The following is a 17,659-nucleotide window of genomic DNA, read 5'->3' on the forward strand; positions in this document are numbered from 1 at the left end:
TTCACCGCCGCTCTCATTATCGCCTTCGGTGGCCACGCGGCGTGTTCGGAAAACGTCAACCGTCGAGCCAGTCGCCGTGTACCTGCCCGGGGACGCACCCAAGGCAGTTCCACAGGAAATGAGGATGGGCGCAGCCGAACATGTACGCCAGCAGAGCAGTGTCCTCGGATGCGGTGGGTGTCTCGTGTAGTGCGTGGAAGTGCTCAGCCCCGACGGCTCCCGAGTCGACCTGTACCGTCCGGGCCCGCCTGGCATCGGTGTCTCCGGTCGCAACAGCCAGTGCTGCCGCAATGTAGGTGCGGCGCAGGATCTTCCAGCTGCTGTCGACTCGGCCGCGCCAAGGGCCGTGCAGTGCCTCGAACGCGGCCAACTCCTCGCTCAGCAGCGGCGACACCGCTGGGCACTCCAGGCGGCAGAGTTCGACCAGATCAGCCGCGTGGTCTCCGAGCCTGTCCACCACTGGTCGCCGGCCCGAGGACAGGGCCAGGCCGCTGGTCAGCAGCCCTGCCCCGCTGTGTGGCCGCAGCCCGCACAGCGGGCAGTCCCGACCCGAGGGCCCGGCCGGCCGGGCATCACAGGGCGGGATGACGGGCATGATGCCGTCGAACCACAGGGCGTGCCGACCGGTCAGGGCCAGCCAGCCCATCGTGGTCGGCATCAGCCACGAGTTCCACAGCAGCCCACGCGCTTCCGGAGTGCACCCGAACTTGATCATGGCGATGGCGCAGGCCGCGTACACCGCCTTGTCGTGGGCGGGCATGGCGCTGAGCCAGAAATTGTTGATCTCACCGCTGACGGCGTCGGCGCGCGCATCGGTCATATCATCGAGCACCCGGCACATCACCAGCGCCGCCAGATGGGGCTCCCACCACAGCTCGGTGTCCGGCGAGACGTGCCAGAACAGGCAGTCCATCAGCTGCAGCAGTACGTAACTGCCGGCGTCCAACGGGTTGTCCGCTGTCAATGAAACCGCGCCCCTGGTGTGCCGGTCCAACCAGAATTCGTCGACACGTCGCTTGTAGGCCGCGAACAACCCCACGACCAGAGCACGAGCCCCGTGAACGCTGAATCGGGCGGCCAGGCCTTTCCGTACCCTCTGGTCCACGACAGCGGCGTCCAAGTCGGCTATCACCCGTTTGTACTCGTGCAAGGCCAGAACGTCGTCCTCGTACCGCCATCGCAGGCCCAGATCGCGGTCCGCGTCGTTCAGCGTCCGCGTCCACCTCCAGCCGCCGGTCAGGACGGAGTCCAGTGCTCGCAGATAAGGCAGGATCTTCGTCTTCAGCGGTCGCCCGTCGCTGCGTCGCCAGGTGTAGTCGGCCGGGCCCCGCGCCGGAGGCGTCGGCAGGTTCGCGCACAGGGCACAGTCGCATGGCTGTTCATCACCGGCGAGCGCGCCGGGGGCGCGGCCGTGAACCTCGTGGACCCGCCAGTGCCACACTCCTTCGAGTAGCTCGCACGTCAGGCGGCACATCGCGACCTCAGGGGCCACGTCGGGGAAGGCGGCTTCGATCCCGGACAGTCTCGCCTCCAACCACCGCAATCGTTGTACGGCCTGCGCATCCGGCTCGGGCCACGACCGCGGTGCACCGGCCAGCGCCGCGCCGGCCCGGAACACCGCACCGGAACCACCCGGGGCGGCGGCCAGCCGGGCGGACACGGCACGCTCGCGAGGGCCGAACTCTCCGGCGGCTGTTCGAAGTCGTGCTCGAACCAGGTCAGTGAGATCAGCAGCAGGCTCGTGAGGTTCCATCGGTGCCTCCGGTGTAGGAATCGACCACAGCGGAACGCGTTCCGGCAATTGAGAGTGTTGCACTCGGCGACACACATGATCCTTCCGCGCAATGCACCGCGGAAGGACACGCGGCACATACGTGCCATGAGCTGTACGCATCGGAAAGGGTGTGCGACCGCGCCGCGGATTCGGCGCGCGCGCAATCGGTCGTCAGCGCAGCGTCGCGATGCTCCAGAAGGCCCGGTTCAGTTGCGGCTGATCACGAATCACGCCGAGGCTGATCAGAGGTGCTTGCTGCTTCTATGCGCGGCACGCTTGGTCATTATGCGCCGAATCTCCTTCTCTCGGCGGTGCGGGGACGGTGATGCTGGAGCCACGGCAATGCCCGCAGTGGGTGGGCCGGAATCAATGATCGCGATCGATGAAAGAAGCAACAGCACTGTCCTGCCGTGAATCGACGCAAGGAGATTATGGTGCAAGTCAAGGACATCGGTGTTCTCGGTGTCGGTGGTTTCGTCCCGGACCGGGTGCGCACGAACGAGGAGGTCGCGGCGCGGGCCGGGGTGAATGCGCAGTGGATTGCCGAACGGACCGGTGTGCGCCGGCGCCATGTCGCCGAACCAGGCCAGGCGGCCTCCGATCTCGCGGTGGCGGCTGTGCGCCGCGCGTTGTCCGCCGCGGGTTACGGGCCGGACGACCTCGATCTGCTCGTGCTGGCGACATCGACCCCGGACGAACTGGGCCCGTCGACAGCATGCCGTGTGCAAGCCCAGCTGAAAGCGTCGCGTGCGGTCGCTTTCGACGTTTCCGCCGCCTGCAGCGGCTGGCTGTTCGGCACCAGCGTCGCCGTCAACTGGTTGCGCGCCGAAGGGCCGGGATGTCTTGCCGCGGTAGTCGGTGTCGAAGCGTATTCCCACTTCTTGAACGACACCGATCGAGCCACCGCCTCGCTTTTCGGAGACGGAGCGGGTGCGACGATTCTGGGCTCGGTCGCGCCGGGCGCGGGTTTCAGCCGGATCGAACTCGGCTCGGACGGCCGCCATGCCGGTGACGTGCTGATTCCGGCGGGCGGCAGCCGGCGCCCCGCAACTGCCGAAACCCTCCGCAACGGACAGCATCTGATCCATATGGACGGTAAAGCCGTCCGCGACTTCATCCTCGAGATCTTTCCCAAGCTCGCCCACGAAGCGCTGGAGCGGTCGGGCCTCGACGCGAGCCGAATCGATGCCGTCGTCGCTCATCAGCCCAACCCGCTGCTACTGCGGCACGCCTGTTCCCAGGCCGGTCTCGATACCGATCGTCTGGTCATCGTCGGAGACGACGTCGGAAACATCGGCGCCGGATCGGTGCCATACGCGCTCGCCGCCGCTGATGCCGACGGACGGCTCCACCCCGGCGATCGCATCCTCATCGTGGGATTCGGCGCCGGTTTGACCTGGGGCAGCACCGTTCTCACGTGGGGAACCGGCGAACCGGAGCGGCAGCCATGAACGGACGAGCCGAAATAGATTCGAGCACAGCGGTATTCCTCGTCCCGGGACAGGGCGCGGACCCGAGAGGGGCGCTCGCGCAACTGCATCGCGCCGCTTCCGGCGTTCGGTCCGAGATAGACGGAGTGCTTGCCGAGATCGAGGGAGCATCCGGTGCGGCTGGACGCGGACTTCGCGACTACCTGCTGACCGAGACCGGCGACAGCACGCCCGGTCCTGGTCTGCCGCAAATCGCCAACTATGCGATATCGGTGGTGTTGAACAATGTTCTCGGCACCGTGGGCGTACGACCGCGCGCAGTCGTCGGCCAGAGCTTCGGCGAGATCGCGGCGCTGGTATGCGCGGGTGTCTTCGACACCGCCGACGGGGCCCGCGCCGTCTGCGCGCTCAATGCCGCTTTCCGCGACTTCGAGGGTCGCGGAGCGATGGTGCTGGTCAACGCGTCCGTGCGCGACACGCGCGAGTTACTGGACGAGGTGGGGCACCCGAAACTCGTTGTGGCCTGTGTCAATACGCCGGAACAGACGATTGTCAGCGGTCCGACGGATGCGATCGCGGCGCTACTGTCCGCGCCTACGGAGCGGAGACTTCTCGCTTCCCGGTTCCGTACGCCTCACACCACCCCGATCTCGGTATCGTCGCCGAACGCTTTCTCGAGGGCATTCGCCGGATACGGCAGCATCCGTTGCGGGTACCGGTGCATTCCCCGGTGCGGCGGCGTGCCTACACCGATGCGGACGACTTGCACGTGGCACTGGCCGACTGCGTGATCAAGCCGGTACATCTGCCCGAGACCCTCCGAGACGTCGGCGCGCATACCCCGACGACGTTCATCGATCTCGGCGCGGGAGACACCCTGGCGCGCTGCGCCGCGGCCACCATCCCGGGAGCGCGCACAATCGCCCCTCTCGCCGGAGACATCTCCTGGCTGACGGGTGCGGAAGTACAGCAGGCCGTCGACGCGGGTTCGAGGCAACGATCATGACAACTTACGAACGCGAATCGGATTCCCCGAGCCGTCATTCCGATCCGAAAAGCTTTCTGCGGGGACGGAATCCCGCCGCGTCGTCGCCGACCTGGCTGCACGACGCCGTTCCCGACTCCGCGTTCTACTGGCCGGACGGGACGACTTTGTACGACCGCCTGGAACTCTGCTACTCCAGAGCGCGCCGCGCCGGACAGATCGCGCCGCGCGCGGAACATCTTCTGGCCGAACCGCGGATGTTGTCGGCATTGCTGAGCCGGCTGGCGGTCGCCGACCCGGTCGTATTCCATGTCTGCCTGGTGCACTACACCTTGGTCCTCGCGCCGATCGTGGAAAACGATCCGGACAACACCCAGACCGCCTTGCGCGAGATCCGTGCCGCGCTCGAATCGATGGATACGTTCGGCGCTGCCCTGATGAGCGAGTGTTCGCATCGCAGCAGCAGTCATCTGCACCTGCGTACCCGCGCGACGTTCGACCGGGCGACCGGGGACTTCGTCCTGGACACCCCGGATCGCGACGCCCGGAAGTTCCCCAACAACACCGCGAGCCCGGGGATATCGAAAACCGGTGCCGTGTATGCGCAATTGGTCGTCGACGGCATCGAACGGGGAATGTTCGCCTTCATCGTTCCCCTGCGTGACGCCACCGGTGCCGTGTTGCCCGGAGTCGACATCGAGCCGGCACCCGACACTGTCGCACTCGCGTCCGACTACGCCTACGTTCGCTTCCACGAGCTGCGCCTTCCTCGGCACGCGTGGCTGTCGGCCGGCGCAAGTCTCGAGGACGACGGGACCTTTCACGATCCGCTCCCCGACACGGACGCTCGGCGGGCCGGCACCATGAGCGCGGGTGCCCCACATGTCTGGCGCAGCATCATCGCGGCAGCCGCGAGCATCGCCCAGGGCGCGGCCCGAATCCTGTACTCGCACACGGCCGATCGGCTGTCCATGGGACGCCTCGCGCCCGAACAGCCACTACTTCGGTACCGAACCGTCCGAGAGGCAGTTCTCGGCAATCTGGCCGCCGCCTACGTTCTGGCGATCGTCAGCGAGCACGCTCATGGCGAACGTCCGACAGCGACCACGGCCGGCGCCTCGACCTGGGCGCCGTGGTCGGCGGTCGACCACGAACTGCCCTTGCTGAAAGCCGCGGCGACCCGGCTGTGCGCCGAGGTCGTCACGAGCTGCCGCGCCCACTGCGGTGCGAACGGATTCGCCGGGCACAACCGCCTCAACGCCTTTCATGGATGGGCGCATGTCTACGGCACCGCGGGCGGCGACAACGACCTCATCCTCATGGATACCGCGCACGCCCTGTGCGACGCCGCCGATGACCTGCCGATCGCCGATCGTAACGGCGCGGTGCGCACAGACCTGACCGCTCCCCGGAACTGGCTGTCGATGGCTCAGGCCGTCGAGCGCGCATACCGCCGGAAGCTCTCGGTGGAGGTGGAAGCCGCTCGCGCCGGCGGGAGTGACCACTTCACCGCGTGGAACGACAACCTGCCACTCGCGCAAGCGGCCGCCGCAGCCTATTCCGATCGCATCGTCCTGCAGGCCTCGGCCGCCGCTCACGATGCCGCCCTCGAACCCGTCGGCGGTCTCCTGCGCCTGCATGCCCTGTCCTGGATCGAGAAACACGCGGGCATCCTCGGCGAACTCGATCTCGTGCCCAGGCCCCTGGCCGACCACATCTGGGATCAGCGACGGGCGCTCTGCGACAGTCTCATGCCGCACGCCGCCGACCTCGCGGCGGCATTCGACCTTCCCGACCTGGCTCGCTGACACCGCGGCGGCTCGAGTAACCGTGTACCCCATGTCGCAATCCGGAGGAGACAAACATGTCGTTGACCGAACTGTTCGGGCTGGAAGGCAAAACCGCACTGGTGACCGGATCCTCGCGGGGGATCGGCCGCGCCGTCGCCGTCGGCCTCGCCGCGGCCGGAGCCGACGTCGCCGTGGTGGCGCGCAATCTCGATCCCTTGAAGCAAGTGGCCGCCGACATCGAGTCGCTCGGCCGACGGGCGCTCGTCTTCGATTGCGACACTACGGAACTCGATTCCACGAAGCCTATGATCTCCGACCTCGTCGCCGAATGGGGCGCTCCCGACATCGTGGTCAACAATGTCGGCGGATTCACCCATATCGGCCCCTTCCTCGAATTGTCGGCCGAGGACTGGGACCGGGTGGTGCGCAGCAACCTCGACTCGACGGTGCATGTCTGTGCCGTCGCGGGGCCGCACATGCTCCGGCACGGCGGGTCCGTCATCAACATCGCGTCCATCGCGGGTACCGCGGGCGTCGCGGCCCTGTCTCCGTATGCCGCGGCCAAGGCGGCCGTGATCTCGCTGACCCGGACGCTGGCAGCCGAATGGGCCCATGCGGGCGTGCGGGTCAACGCCATCGCGCCGGGCTGGGTCAGCACCGACCTGACACAGAAGTTCGCCGGGGACACCGCGGCGTCCGCCGAGCTGATGCGGGCGGTGCCGATGGGCCGATGGGGCAGCCCGGACGATGTCGTCGGCACCGTCGTCTATCTGGCGGGCAACGCGAGCCGTCTGGTCACCGGCAGCTGTATCACCGTGGACGGCGGGACAACCTGCAGTACCGGTGGTCCGGCGATGATCGACCTTCTCGCAATGGGCCGCATACCCGTATGAGTGCGAGCCGGTGATCGGTGCGGTCCACCGTATCTGCTGAACAGCGCCACTCCGGAAGGGAGTCTGAGATGGTGCCGAAACCGCAAACACGTTCGCGCACACCGGGATCGTCGCTCGACGCACGCGGAATTACCTATCCGGAAGCGGTGCCGCTGCCGCACGTCGAGATACTCGAAATGCCCGCACCCACTACGGAATTGGGGGAGTGTGCGGCAACGGAGCCGTGCGGATGCGGTGCACCGGGAATGGGTGATCCGCTCGAAGTCCGGATCGCCCGGAGCGGTCCGAACCGTGGCTGGGGCGCGGCGATACCGGCCTGGGATCTCCAGGGTCTGGCCTGGTTCCGCTGGATCATCGGCCACCAGATCGCCTTCGTCGCTTGGCGATTGCTCGCCGAATCGCTGCGGCGGCACCTCGACGGAGCGACGTGCCACCGCGGTGGCGGCGACTGCGCCGCACTGGCGGACCTGGGAACGCTGATGTTCCTGTACACCGGCAGCTGCCCACCGCCGGTGTACCACAGGGCCCTGCGGTCGGCCATGTCTCGACAGCACCCGGCATTCAGCGGCGAATGGGCGGTCGACTACCGTCCGCTTCCCGGTCTGGCGCGGCGTGTGAGCACGGGCGATTCACAGTGTGCCGGCGCATTCACCACGCGCTGGCGATTGCAGCAGCGAGTGCACATGGCGGTTGCGGACCGGCTCGTGCCCGACGGACCGTCATTGCTGCGCCGCGCCGGCCGCTCGCCACGACAGGGCCCCACCGACGCAGAGGCTGCGCTCTACGACGACTTCTTCGGCACCAGACGCCGAGGGGTCTGCCGCCGAGTCCTGTACGGCCAGTTGTATCACCGGATCAGAGCGGTTCTTCACGATCTCGAGCGACACGGCCTCTACCCGCACACCGTGCCGGTATCGGCGACCGCCCCGAGTCGTTCCGGCCAGGAGATCGCGGCTCTCGAATTCCGGGCCGCCGATCTGCTCACCGAACGATCCGATGCGCTACGCCTGGCATCGTCCGGCATGCTGTCGACCCGGGGGTTGTGATGACCGCGGGTGCGTCGAAAACGGTCGCGCTGACCGATGCTCTGCACGAGTACATGCTGACCTACGGGTGTCCTCCCGACGAGGTAGCATCCGACCTCATCGCCGACACCCTCCGGCTGGGCGAGGTCGCGGAAATGCAGATCCCACCGCAGCAAGGGGCGCTGCTCACCATGCTGGCACGCCTGCTGAAGGCCCGGATGATCGTCGAGGTCGGCACCTTCACGGGGTATTCCACGCTGTGCCTGGCGCGCGGTCTGCGTGCCGGCGGGCAGGTGATCACTCTGGATATTCGCGAGGACTGGACTTCACTGGCCCGCGAAGCCTGGGCGCGAGCCGGTGTCGCCGACCGAATCGACGTGCGTCTGGGCCGCGCGATAGACACTCTCGCCCTGCTGCCGCGGCAACCTGTCATCGATCTGGCGTTCGTCGACGCCGACAAGGTCGGCTACATCGACTACTGGGAGCAGTTGGTCCCCAGACTCCGGCCCGGCGGAATGCTGGTCGTGGACAACGTCTTCTACGGCGGTGCGGTCGTGAACACTGCCGCCGAAGGCAATGCCGCCGCGATTCGCGCCTTCAACGAACACGCCGCCGTCGACCCCCGCACCGACGTCGTCATGCTCCCGCTTGCCGACGGTGTCACCCTCGCTCGCAAACGCGACGGTCAGGAGAACCGATGACCACCGAGCCACACCCGTCCGTCACTCCCGTGCCTCTGATGGAAATCACCTCGGGCGTCTACGCATTCAAGGCATTGGCACTCGCCGACGAACTCGGGCTGTTCACGTGGCTGTCCGGCCGGACCGCCACGATCGACGAATTCGCCGCGTGGCAGGGTATCGCGTCCCGCCCCGCGGAGCTGCTGCTCACCGCCTGCGCCGGAATCGGCTTGCTGGAACGCGATCACAGCGGTCACTACAGCGATACGGTGCTGGCCGAGGAGTACTTGGTCGAGGGCCGCCCGCATTACTTCGGTGGCTGGATCAAGGTGGTCGACCGCCACGAATATCCCGCCTACGAACATCTCGCGACCTCGCTGCGTGGTAATCACCCGACCAGCTGGGATGTCGAGAAACAGGAATCGCTGTTCGCGCCGGACGATCCGGTCATGGTGCAGACATTCTGGGACGGGATGTACTCGCTGTCGCGCTACACCGCGACGCTGTTGGCCGACACCGTCGACTTCACATCGATCACCAGGATGCTCGACGTCGGCGGCGGTGGCGCGGCCTTCGATATCGCACTGTGCCAGCGATTTCCGGCACTGCGCGCCACCGTGTTCGACCTGCCGTTCGTCTGCGAACTCACCGAGGCCCCGGTCGTCGCGGCGGGACTCGGCGACCGCATCGACATCGTCTCGGGGGACTTCTTCGCCGACCCGCTACCGGTGGGTCACGATGCCGTGCTGCTGTCGAATATTCTTCACGACTGGGGTGAAACCGAGATAGGCGACATTCTGTGCGCGTGCGCCAAAGCCCTTCCTGCTCAGGGATATCTGCTGATCTGTGAATCATTCGTCGCCGATGACAAGACCGGGCCGCCCTTGGCGGCGTTGATGAGCCTGAACATGCTCATCGAAACCTGGGGACGCAACTACACCGTGGCCGAATACACCGGCTGGCTGGACACCGCCGGATTCGACACCGTCGACACGCACGCGTTCAACGGACTCGGCGCCAACGGTGTTCTCGTCGCCCGCAAACGCTGACCCTGACCACTCGGCGAAGGAGACCTGTGTACCCGCCCTACCCGCCCGAACCGTGGCGCATCAAGATGGTCGAGCCGATCCGGCTGCCTACCCCGGAGGAACGCCGGACAGCACTGCGCGCCGCCGGATACAACACCTCCCTGCTGCGTTCCGCCGATGTCTTCATCGATCTCTACACCGACTCCGGCACCAACGCGATGTCCGATCGTCAATGGTCGGACATGATGATCGGCGACGAAGCCTACGCCGGCTCCCGCAGCTTCTACCGGCTCGAGCAGGCGGTGCAGCACTACTACGGCTATGACCATGTGATACCGACTCATCAAGGACGCGGCGCCGAGAACATCCTCTCGCGCATCCTGGTGCGACCCGGCAGTCACATTCCGGGCAACATGTACTTCACCACCACCCGCACACACCAGGAACTCAACGGCGGCACATTCCACGACATCATCGTCGACGAGGCTCACGACCCCGCCGACGAGCACCCGTTCAAGGGCAACGTCGATCTCGCGAAACTGGACCGGTTGATCAGAACCGTCGGCGCCGAGAACATTCCCTACGTCTCGCTCGCCGCCACCGTCAACATGGCCGGCGGCCAGCCGATCAGCCTCGCGAACCTGGCCGAGACGCGCGAACTCACTGCGGCACACGACATCCCGATCATTCTCGATGCCGCCCGCGCCGTGGAGAACGCCTGGTTCATCCAACAGCGAGAACCAGGCCGCGCCGACCAGAGCATCGCCCACATCCTCGCCGAGATCTGCCGCCTGACCGACGGCGCCTGCATGTCGGCCAAGAAGGACAGCTACGCGAATATCGGTGGCTGGCTGGCCGTGCGCGACCCGGATCTCGCCGAGCAGGCACGCAACCTCGTGGTCATCTACGAAGGCCTGCACACCTACGGCGGAATGGCCGGCCGCGACATGGAAGCCGTCGCCCGCGGCATCGAGGAATCGGTTGAGCACGACAATATCCGGGCCCGCGTCGAACAGGTCGGCTACCTCGGTGATCGACTCATCGCCGCCGGTGTTCCCGTCATGCGGCCCATCGGCGGACACGCGGTCTGCGTCGACGCCGCCGCTACCCTGGAACACCTCCCGCGCTCCCAGTTTCCCGCTCAAACCCTCGCCGCCGCAATCTATCTCGACTCCGCCACCCGGGCCGCCGAGCGCGGGACGGTCTCCGCCGGACGCGACCCGGCCTCCGGCGAACATCGCTACCCGAAACTGGAACTCGTGCGACTGACGATTCCGCGCCGTGTCTACACCCGCAGCCACCTCGACTTCGTCGCGGACAGCATCATCAACGTGCACAACGACCGTGCCGCCATCACCACCGGCCTGACCTTCACCCATGAGCCCTCGGTGCTGAGGTTCTTCCAGGGAAGATTCGCTCCGGCGGACAGCACGGTCACCCGGTCCGGGGCATAGAGCCGGCAGCTCGCTGGATTACCTCGATACTTTCGGGCTATTACCCGTACGTGCACGCTTGTGGACTCACTACTGCGGGCTGTCGAGGGCCCGTTTGCGTCGCCTGCACCCGACCTCAGCGTCGAGTTCCTTCTCTGCCGGCGGCCGCGTGGAGAACCGGTGCGATGCGTAACGCCCTGTACAGCAAGGACATCGGCGCTGTGCTGCGGGCATGGCGACATCACGAGGCGCACGGGCCCCGGCCGATTCCACAGACGGCCCTCGCCGATGCGCTCGATGTCACACAGGGCCAGCTCAGCCGAATCGAGAACGGCCGCAACCGGGTTCGTGATCTGGACAAACTCATCCACTATGCGCGCGTGCTCGGGGTGCCCGCCGAATTGCTGTGGTTCGAACTGGACGACACCGGCGGGCCGGCGGCGCCGACCGCGGAAAGACTTCGACTGCCGAACGGCGCAGTCGTCACGACCGCCGCCCGCGCGCCCGAACCGGTCCTTGCCGGATCGCTGCTGACCACTCTCGACGAATACGTGCGTACCGACAGGCTGGCCGGTTCGTATTCTCTGCTCCCGGTCGTGACTCAGCAGGCGAGGTTCGTCGAACACCTCGAGGAGACGAGCAGTGCGAGCGCTCGGGCCGAATTGCGCATGGTGCGGGCCAGAATTGCCGAATTCCTCAGCTGGTTGTATCAGGATTCCGCAAACCTCTCCGCCGCGGCGGAATGGGCCACTCGTGCCGTGGAACTGGCCCGTGCGACCCGGGACGGCCGGCTGCTGTCCTACGTCCGCTTGCGGCAGAGCAGCGTCGCCTCCGACGCGGGGGACGCGCCCGCGGCGCTCGAACTGACCCGGACGGCACTGCGCGCGCCGACGGATCTGACGCACCGGCACCGGGCGATGGCGCAGTGTCAGCTCGCCCGCGGTCATGCCCGTCTCGGTGATGCCGACAGCTGCCGGCGTGCCCTCGACCGGGCAGCTCGGCACGCCGGGCATCCGGCCGAGGCCACCGACCTCGCGCGACACTGCACACCCGACAACGTTGCCCTGGAAGCGGCGGACTGCCTGATCGAAATACGCCGCCCCGAACAGGCAATCGACGTGCTGGAACCGCGATTGCCACGCTGGCATCCGGAAAACCGCCGCGACCTCGGCCGTGGACTGACTCTTCTCGCTACCGCTCTGGCCGCTACCGGCGAGCCCGACAGGGCAGTGGAGGTCGCGGGACACGCCCTCGTCATCGCCGCCGAAACGCACTCCACGAGAACCGAAATCCAGCTTTACCGGCTGATGCGGCAACTACAGGTGTCCGGAGCGCACGACCATGCGGCGAAACTGCGAATCACGCTGCACAGCGCCCTGTGAGCTGTCACGTGAAGGTTCGTCTCGGTGGGCCCGGACGGTCGTCGTCGTCGGCCGCCAGGATGGCCGTGATCTCGATGCCGTGAGTGCGCAGTTGCCGTACCTTGTCGGGGTTTCCGGTCAGCAACTCGATGCGCGGCATGCCGAGCGCGTAGAGCATCTGCGCCGCTACGCCGTAGTCTCGCTCGTCCGCGCCCCGTCCGAGCAGCTGATTCGCTTCGTAGGTGTCGTAGCCATCGTCCTGCAGCACATAAGCGTCGAGCTTGTTGTAGAGACCGATGCCGCGGCCTTCTTGACGCAGGTACAGCACGGCACCGCCACGTTCGGCGATGGCACCCAAGGCGTACTGCAACTGTGGTCCGCATCGGCAGCGATCGCATCCGAACACGTCACCGGTCAAGCATTCGCTGTGCACCCGGACCAGCGGCGGATGAGCCGCTGACTCGGGCGCATCGGCCACCACGATGGCCAGGTGCTCGCGCCCGTCGAGGAGACGGTCGAAGGTCACGAGTTCCGCCGCGGACCGAGTGCCACGAAGCACCACGGCCACCCGCGCACGGATCGCCGCGGGCGGAACCCGGGCACCGGAAGCCCCCACCGAAGACACCGGTCCCGGAGTCACTTCGACCGTGTTCCGAATCTCATCACAAGATCAACATACGCTAGCAATCGAACAGTTATCCCCCGCCGCAGCATGTAGCAGCCGATGTCAGAGGATGCCGATCGATGACATGGCGGCAAGTTCCGCCGCGCGCACGATGGCTGTCGGGTGGTAGAGGTCTTTGTCGATCCACAGCGCGGGCTGTGGTTTCGGGGACCGTAGCGCCGCGAGAGACTGGGGCGAGGGACAGTCGTGCGCGAGGTGCGTCGTGAGGATTGCGTAGGCGGCTTCTTCTCGCGTTGCCGGGGACTGCTGTGCGGCCCACCGTGCGGCCCGGGTGACTGCGGCCTGGTCCGTCGTGTAGACAGCCAGGGCGCGGGCCACGCAGAACGTGGCGTAGAACGGCGATACGTGCCAGCGATCGTGCCAACTGCCATCGTCTTTCTGCTGGTCCAGCAGCCAGGCGCGGATCTTTCCGACAGTCGCGTCGTCACCGTGAATGCCGAACGCCTCGAGCGCATGCGCGTTGGTAGTGACCGACATTCCGTCTTCGCCGGGCCAGGTGCAGTAGTGGGTGTCGAGTTCGAATCTGCGCAGGACGTCGGGATTGCGCGGGTGTCCGAGCAAGGCGAGGGTGTGCAGTGTGCAGGCCGTGGTGTCGGCATCGGGCGGCAATCCGTCGGCGGTCGGCGCCCCGTCGGGTCCGAGAGCCGCGGTGAGCGGCTCGATGAGCGTGGTTGATAACGGCACGTCGACGCTGGTTTGGGTAAGCCAACCGAGTACCCAGGCGCGTTCGAATGTGGTGATGGGGAGACAACAGGGGACCGGCCCGTGGTACCGGTGTATTGCGGCGAGCAGGTATCGCCATGCGGGGTGGTCGCCTGCCGGAGCGCTGCCGAGCCATGCGGCCGTCGCTGCGGGTGACGCACCGATCGAGCCGTTGGACGCGGGTCGTATGTACGGGTGATCCCGTGCGGCAACCGGATCCACCTCGAGCATGTGGAGCAATTTGGTCGGCGGGGTCGACGGACTCCGCAGAGTTCGCCGGGCCTTGCTCAGGCGACGGAAGTAGTCCGCCGGCGCGGAAAGCCGTGTCGGCACTCGGTGATTGATCGATTCGACAAGGCCGGCGCAGAGGATTTCGGCTCCCGGCGTATCCGGTAGTGCGGAGATGTCGGTGTCGAGGCGATGGAGCGCACGCCACGCCGTGGCCCTTCCTCGTGCGGTGCCGTCGATCAACAGAGCGTCGATCGCGCTGAGACTGGGCACTATCCGGTACGCGCTCATGCCCGGGTCTCCCCACAGGCCGTCCGGCGCCTGACTCTCGACCAGCCATCGGACGCGTTCTCGGTGGAGAGGGAGCCACGGTGCCAATGCCACGAGTCGCCCGGTTTCGTAAACCGACGGACCGGCGAGCTGCCCCCATGGTGTCGCGGCCAGATCGGCGAGTATCGAGGCGGCGTCCGTCATCGGTGCTGCCATTCCGGGTGATGGATGTCGATCTGCTGCAAGCCGATCAGAAAATCGGTGAGCCGGGTGACAATCCGACCGGCAGTGGTGTCGGCGTGCGGCTGGGCCAGGCGTTTGTGCTCAAGCAAGTGGTCGGCGATGAGGTGCTGCATTCGGGATGGTTCGGCGCCGAGGAACAACGCGTTGGTCACGGTGTGCTGCTCGTATTCTCGATCGGCGGTGGCCAGATCGTTGGTCAGCATCAAGGCGGTCTGTGCGTGGTCGAAGGATTCTCGCAGCGGGTCGAGGATCTCGGGGCCGCTGGCGGCCATCCACAATGCGATCACCACCGGCCACGCGCCATACGCCGAACTGTGCGACAGATATTCGTCCAGCTCGGGTCGAACTTGGGCGTGGTCGGCCCGCCAGGCCCATTCCCATTCTCGCAGGACGGTGTGCAGTTGTTGATGCCAGAACGGCTTCCACCGCGCGTAATCGGGTAAGGAACTCAGACGGCCGACGATATCGACGAGCGCACTCTCGTACGGGTCCGTGTCGTCGGCGCACCGGCCGGTAGCGGCGGCTACGTCGTAGCGCTGGACCAGATTGTGTAACCGGGTCCGGTCGGAGAGCTGAGTGTCGAAGACGTCGTCGGTGACCGACAGCCACACACCCACCAGCTGCGCCGGGACCAAACGCGCCACGCCTATCGCGGCTGGTGCGGAGAATGCGATGGTCATTGCCGTGGCCTCGATCGCGGCTCCGGTGTGAAACCCGTAGCTCGAGCACCAGCGGCCGGCCACCGTCATGAGCTGGAGTGCGCGCGCGGCCTGCACGCCGTTGAGTTCGTTCCGGACCTCGACCATGTCGTACTCCTGAATGTATGTGGCTGCGGCGCAACGTCTTCGGTAGTGGATGGGCTTTCCGGGCCGGGCTACAGGCGCCGGTCCCACCACCAGGCGAGGCTGGAGGCGGGTGGTTCGGTGCCGGTGTCGTGGGGGTGGTCGACCCAGTGGCCGGTTGGTGTGGCGCCGGGTACCCGGTAGCGCGGCGTGCTGAAGCCCCAATCGAGATTTCCCCGCACGACGTGCCCCAGGTCTGTCAGATACCGGCGGGTGGGCTCGGACTGGTGCGGGGCGGTCTTGTCACGTAGTTCCAGGAATCGGCACATGATGTGGTCGCGGAGGGCGACGGCGTCGCGCAGCGCCGCGCCGCGAGGGCAGTGGCGCTGGTGCACGAGCACGTTGACGATGTTCTGGTCGGACTCGTCGTGGTGGACGTCCTTGGCGTAGGACTGGAGGTCGTTGTCCAGCGAGGCCAGCATCCGCGCCATCTCGGTGCAGGCACGCACCGCGGGGTGATCCAATTCGTCCGCCGGGATCTGCGGTCCGGTCACCAATTCGATCATGGCGGTGACGGGTTCTCCGGCGGCGCTGTTGATGCGCATGGCCAGGTAGTCGTCGAGCGACGGCATGACCGCGCGGGACTGATTACCGATCTGCCAGATCACTCCGGTCAACCAGGCCCGTTGAGCCAGCACCCAGCGCCGGTATTGCACGGGCGTGCCGACCTCGCTGAATTTGCGTGCTACGTCGGCCAGCGGGCGCATGCAGTCGCCGGGTTCGGTGATGTCCGAGCCCGGCGATTCCAGCATGCGCAGAATACGCCCGGTGAGCCGCGCGAACTCGGCTGTGCGGGTGTTCCAAGGCGCACTGTCGCAGTAGGTGTCGTCGAACGCGAATCCCCAGTAGGTCCATTCGACGGCGATCTGTAGTCGGTCGGCCGGCCCGTGCGGCACCATCCGGGCGAAGAACTCGGCGCCTCGGCTGTCGAGCACGCGGGCCGGGTGTTTGTCGAAGTGGTTCCATTTCGCCAGCCACGCATGGGCTTTCGCCTCGACGGAAGCGGCGTCCGGATGGATGGCCGGCTCGATCGGGCAGTAGAAGCCGGGCGGCTCCGTGATCGGAAGGTGTTGCGCCGTCGTCATTCTGATGTCCGGCCCTGGTCAGGTGCGGACCGAATTCACGTAGTCGGCGAGTTGGTCGAGGCTGTGGAGTTCGTCGGCGTCGGCCGTGGGGATGGTGATGCCGTAGGTCTTTTCGACGCGGGTCAGCAGCGTGGTCATGTCCATCGAGTCGACGCCCTGATCCTCCAGGGGGACATGCGGTTCGAGAGATTCGGTGCCGGTGTCGAATCCGGTCATGAGGTCGCTGATGTCGTGTGCGGTGATCATCGGGTGCTCCGTTCCGATCGGGTGTGTTGGATGAGGCTGGTGCCCCAGGTGAAGCCGACTCCGAAGCCGGCGAGCAGGACTGTGTCCGGTGGCCGGGTGTGGAGGCGGGGTGCGAGCATGAGGGGCAGGGAGGAGGAGACGGTGTTGCCGTAGTGGGCGATCTCGAACGGGAGCCGGTCCTCGTCGACGCCGAGTGTTTCGCGGACCACGTCGATGATGCGTTTGGATCCGGGATGGGCCAGGATCACGTCGATGTCGTGCGGGCCGAGCCCGTTGCGGTCGAGGAGTCGCTCGATGCTCCGGGGCGCCTCGCGAGCGGCGTTGAGGAATACGCCGCGGCCGTCCATGGTGAGATGTTCTGTGCCGCAACGGAGTACGGAAGTGGTGCCGGGTGCGGTGCCGAAGTCGGCGTCGACGATCCGGTAGCCGGGGGCGTCGGTGGTGAGGTAGGTCGCGGTGGCAGCGTCGGCGAACAGTAGCGCGGTGTTGCGGTCGTGCGGATCGGTGATGGTGGTGTAGGGGTCGCAGGTGCACAGCAGGACGTGTTCGAACCCGTATCGGTCGGCGAGGGCGGCGGTGGCCGCGAGGCCGTGGGTGTAGCCGGCGCAGCCCTGGGACAGGTCGAAGGTCATGCACGCGCCGGGCAGCCCCAGCTTTTCGTGGACGATGGCGGAGGTGTGTGGAATCCGCTGGTCGGGATTCTGGGTGACGACGCACAGCAGTTGTGTCGCGTCGAGGTCCACGCTCGCGTGCCGCCGCAGGTCTTCGCAGGCCTCGACACACAGGTCACTGGTCCGCTGCTGCGGCTGTTTGACCGCGCGGGTGTGAATACCGATCTTGGTGTTCAGAAAGTCTTCGCCGACACCCAGAGTCGTCGCTGCGGGCAGGTTCGGCACCCGCAGGTCGGGGAGGTAGGTGCCGATGGCGGTGAGACGGATGTTGTCGGGTGCGGTCATCTG

General features: G+C 66.6%; 17 protein-coding genes. 10 read left to right on the forward strand and 7 right to left on the reverse strand.

Annotation, left to right across the window (positions count from 1 at the left end):
- Positions 1 to 55: 55 nt before the first annotated feature.
- Positions 56 to 1,660: a hypothetical protein gene (locus ACFMRZ_RS02970; protein WP_400177784.1), complete on the reverse strand. Its 1,605-nt coding sequence runs from the start codon at positions 1,658 to 1,660 to the stop codon at positions 56 to 58.
- A 545-nt stretch (positions 1,661 to 2,205) separates the two neighbouring features.
- Here ACFMRZ_RS02970 and ACFMRZ_RS02975 point away from each other — a divergent pair.
- The 10 genes from ACFMRZ_RS02975 to ACFMRZ_RS03020 all read left to right on the forward strand — a co-directional run bounded on the left by ACFMRZ_RS02975 (position 2,206) and on the right by ACFMRZ_RS03020 (position 12,420).
- A complete protein-coding gene (locus tag ACFMRZ_RS02975) occupies positions 2,206 to 3,225 on the forward strand; it encodes a 3-oxoacyl-ACP synthase III family protein (protein WP_400177785.1) in 1,020 nt (339 codons plus the stop codon).
- On the forward strand, positions 3,222 to 3,995 hold the full coding sequence (locus ACFMRZ_RS02980) for an acyltransferase domain-containing protein (protein ID WP_400177786.1): 774 nt from the start codon (positions 3,222 to 3,224) through the stop codon (positions 3,993 to 3,995). The genes ACFMRZ_RS02975 and ACFMRZ_RS02980 overlap by 4 nt, the downstream gene beginning before the upstream one ends.
- Positions 3,974 to 4,210: a hypothetical protein gene (locus ACFMRZ_RS02985; RefSeq protein ID WP_400177787.1), complete on the forward strand. Its 237-nt coding sequence runs from the start codon at positions 3,974 to 3,976 to the stop codon at positions 4,208 to 4,210. The genes ACFMRZ_RS02980 and ACFMRZ_RS02985 overlap by 22 nt, the downstream gene beginning before the upstream one ends.
- Positions 4,207 to 5,997 (forward strand): acyl-CoA dehydrogenase, encoded by a 1,791-nt coding sequence (locus ACFMRZ_RS02990; protein ID WP_400177788.1) that lies wholly within the window; start codon positions 4,207 to 4,209, stop codon positions 5,995 to 5,997. Before ACFMRZ_RS02985 ends, ACFMRZ_RS02990 begins: the two co-directional genes overlap by 4 nt.
- A 56-nt stretch (positions 5,998 to 6,053) precedes the next feature.
- Complete coding sequence (locus tag ACFMRZ_RS02995) at positions 6,054 to 6,872, forward strand: SDR family NAD(P)-dependent oxidoreductase (protein ID WP_280270903.1); 819 nt, start codon at positions 6,054 to 6,056, stop codon at positions 6,870 to 6,872.
- Positions 6,873 to 7,117: 245 nt separating this feature from the next.
- On the forward strand, positions 7,118 to 7,918 hold the full coding sequence (locus tag ACFMRZ_RS03000) for a hypothetical protein (protein ID WP_400177789.1): 801 nt from the start codon (positions 7,118 to 7,120) through the stop codon (positions 7,916 to 7,918).
- Positions 7,918 to 8,598, forward strand: coding sequence for an O-methyltransferase (locus ACFMRZ_RS03005; protein ID WP_400177790.1), 681 nt, complete (start codon positions 7,918 to 7,920; stop codon positions 8,596 to 8,598). The genes ACFMRZ_RS03000 and ACFMRZ_RS03005 overlap by 1 nt, the downstream gene beginning before the upstream one ends.
- Complete coding sequence (locus ACFMRZ_RS03010; protein ID WP_400177791.1) at positions 8,595 to 9,626, forward strand: methyltransferase; 1,032 nt, start codon at positions 8,595 to 8,597, stop codon at positions 9,624 to 9,626. Before ACFMRZ_RS03005 ends, ACFMRZ_RS03010 begins: the two co-directional genes overlap by 4 nt.
- Positions 9,627 to 9,652: 26 nt before the next feature.
- Entirely contained in the window at positions 9,653 to 11,059 is a 1,407-nt protein-coding gene (locus ACFMRZ_RS03015; RefSeq protein ID WP_400177792.1) for a tryptophanase, read from the forward strand.
- Positions 11,060 to 11,223: 164 nt separating this feature from the next.
- Positions 11,224 to 12,420 (forward strand): helix-turn-helix domain-containing protein, encoded by a 1,197-nt coding sequence (locus ACFMRZ_RS03020; protein WP_400177793.1) that lies wholly within the window; start codon positions 11,224 to 11,226, stop codon positions 12,418 to 12,420.
- Between the two features lie 4 nt (positions 12,421 to 12,424).
- On the opposite strand, the gene ribA is transcribed toward ACFMRZ_RS03020, so the two are convergent.
- The 6 genes from ribA to ACFMRZ_RS03050 all read right to left on the reverse strand — a co-directional run bounded on the left by ribA (position 12,425) and on the right by ACFMRZ_RS03050 (position 17,656).
- On the reverse strand, positions 12,425 to 13,015 hold the full coding sequence (ribA, locus tag ACFMRZ_RS03025) for a GTP cyclohydrolase II RibA (protein WP_400177794.1): 591 nt from the start codon (positions 13,013 to 13,015) through the stop codon (positions 12,425 to 12,427).
- 111 nt (positions 13,016 to 13,126) lie between these two features.
- Positions 13,127 to 14,488 carry a prenyltransferase/squalene oxidase repeat-containing protein gene (locus ACFMRZ_RS03030; RefSeq protein ID WP_400177795.1) on the reverse strand — a complete coding sequence of 454 codons (1,362 nt, stop codon included), beginning with the start codon at positions 14,486 to 14,488 and terminating at the stop codon, positions 13,127 to 13,129.
- Positions 14,485 to 15,333: a terpene synthase family protein gene (locus ACFMRZ_RS03035; RefSeq protein WP_400177796.1), complete on the reverse strand. Its 849-nt coding sequence runs from the start codon at positions 15,331 to 15,333 to the stop codon at positions 14,485 to 14,487. Before ACFMRZ_RS03035 ends, ACFMRZ_RS03030 begins: the two co-directional genes overlap by 4 nt.
- 68 nt (positions 15,334 to 15,401) lie before the next feature.
- Positions 15,402 to 16,454: a terpene synthase family protein gene (locus ACFMRZ_RS03040; protein WP_400177797.1), complete on the reverse strand. Its 1,053-nt coding sequence runs from the start codon at positions 16,452 to 16,454 to the stop codon at positions 15,402 to 15,404.
- An 18-nt stretch (positions 16,455 to 16,472) separates the two neighbouring features.
- On the reverse strand, positions 16,473 to 16,700 hold the full coding sequence (locus tag ACFMRZ_RS03045; protein ID WP_400177798.1) for an acyl carrier protein: 228 nt from the start codon (positions 16,698 to 16,700) through the stop codon (positions 16,473 to 16,475).
- The gene (locus ACFMRZ_RS03050) at positions 16,697 to 17,656 is read right to left on the reverse strand and encodes a ketoacyl-ACP synthase III (RefSeq protein ID WP_400177799.1); all 960 of its coding nucleotides are present in this window, start codon (positions 17,654 to 17,656) and stop codon (positions 16,697 to 16,699) included. Before ACFMRZ_RS03050 ends, ACFMRZ_RS03045 begins: the two co-directional genes overlap by 4 nt.
- Between the last annotated feature and the right edge of the window lie 3 nt (positions 17,657 to 17,659).

This window comes from Nocardia sp. N2S4-5 (assembly GCF_044628355.1).
Lineage (GTDB): Bacteria > Actinomycetota > Actinomycetes > Mycobacteriales > Mycobacteriaceae > Nocardia > Nocardia wallacei_B.

Coding starts and splice junctions, on each gene's coding strand:
- ACFMRZ_RS02975 (WP_400177785.1), top strand. CDS start 2,206: ATGGTGCAAGTCAAGGACATCGGTGTTCTCGGTGTCGGTGGTTTCGTC.
- ACFMRZ_RS02980 (WP_400177786.1), top strand. CDS start 3,222: ATGAACGGACGAGCCGAAATAGATTCGAGCACAGCGGTATTCCTCGTC.
- ACFMRZ_RS02990 (WP_400177788.1), top strand. CDS start 4,207: ATGACAACTTACGAACGCGAATCGGATTCCCCGAGCCGTCATTCCGAT.
- ACFMRZ_RS02995 (WP_280270903.1), top strand. CDS start 6,054: ATGTCGTTGACCGAACTGTTCGGGCTGGAAGGCAAAACCGCACTGGTG.
- ACFMRZ_RS03000 (WP_400177789.1), top strand. CDS start 7,118: ATGGGTGATCCGCTCGAAGTCCGGATCGCCCGGAGCGGTCCGAACCGT.
- ACFMRZ_RS03005 (WP_400177790.1), top strand. CDS start 7,918: ATGACCGCGGGTGCGTCGAAAACGGTCGCGCTGACCGATGCTCTGCAC.
- ACFMRZ_RS03010 (WP_400177791.1), top strand. CDS start 8,595: ATGACCACCGAGCCACACCCGTCCGTCACTCCCGTGCCTCTGATGGAA.
- ACFMRZ_RS03020 (WP_400177793.1), top strand. CDS start 11,224: ATGCGTAACGCCCTGTACAGCAAGGACATCGGCGCTGTGCTGCGGGCA.
- ACFMRZ_RS03030 (WP_400177795.1), bottom strand. CDS start 14,488: ATGACGGACGCCGCCTCGATACTCGCCGATCTGGCCGCGACACCATGG.
- ACFMRZ_RS03035 (WP_400177796.1), bottom strand. CDS start 15,333: ATGGTCGAGGTCCGGAACGAACTCAACGGCGTGCAGGCCGCGCGCGCA.
- ACFMRZ_RS03040 (WP_400177797.1), bottom strand. CDS start 16,454: ATGACGACGGCGCAACACCTTCCGATCACGGAGCCGCCCGGCTTCTAC.
- ACFMRZ_RS03045 (WP_400177798.1), bottom strand. CDS start 16,700: ATGATCACCGCACACGACATCAGCGACCTCATGACCGGATTCGACACC.
- ACFMRZ_RS03050 (WP_400177799.1), bottom strand. CDS start 17,656: ATGACCGCACCCGACAACATCCGTCTCACCGCCATCGGCACCTACCTC.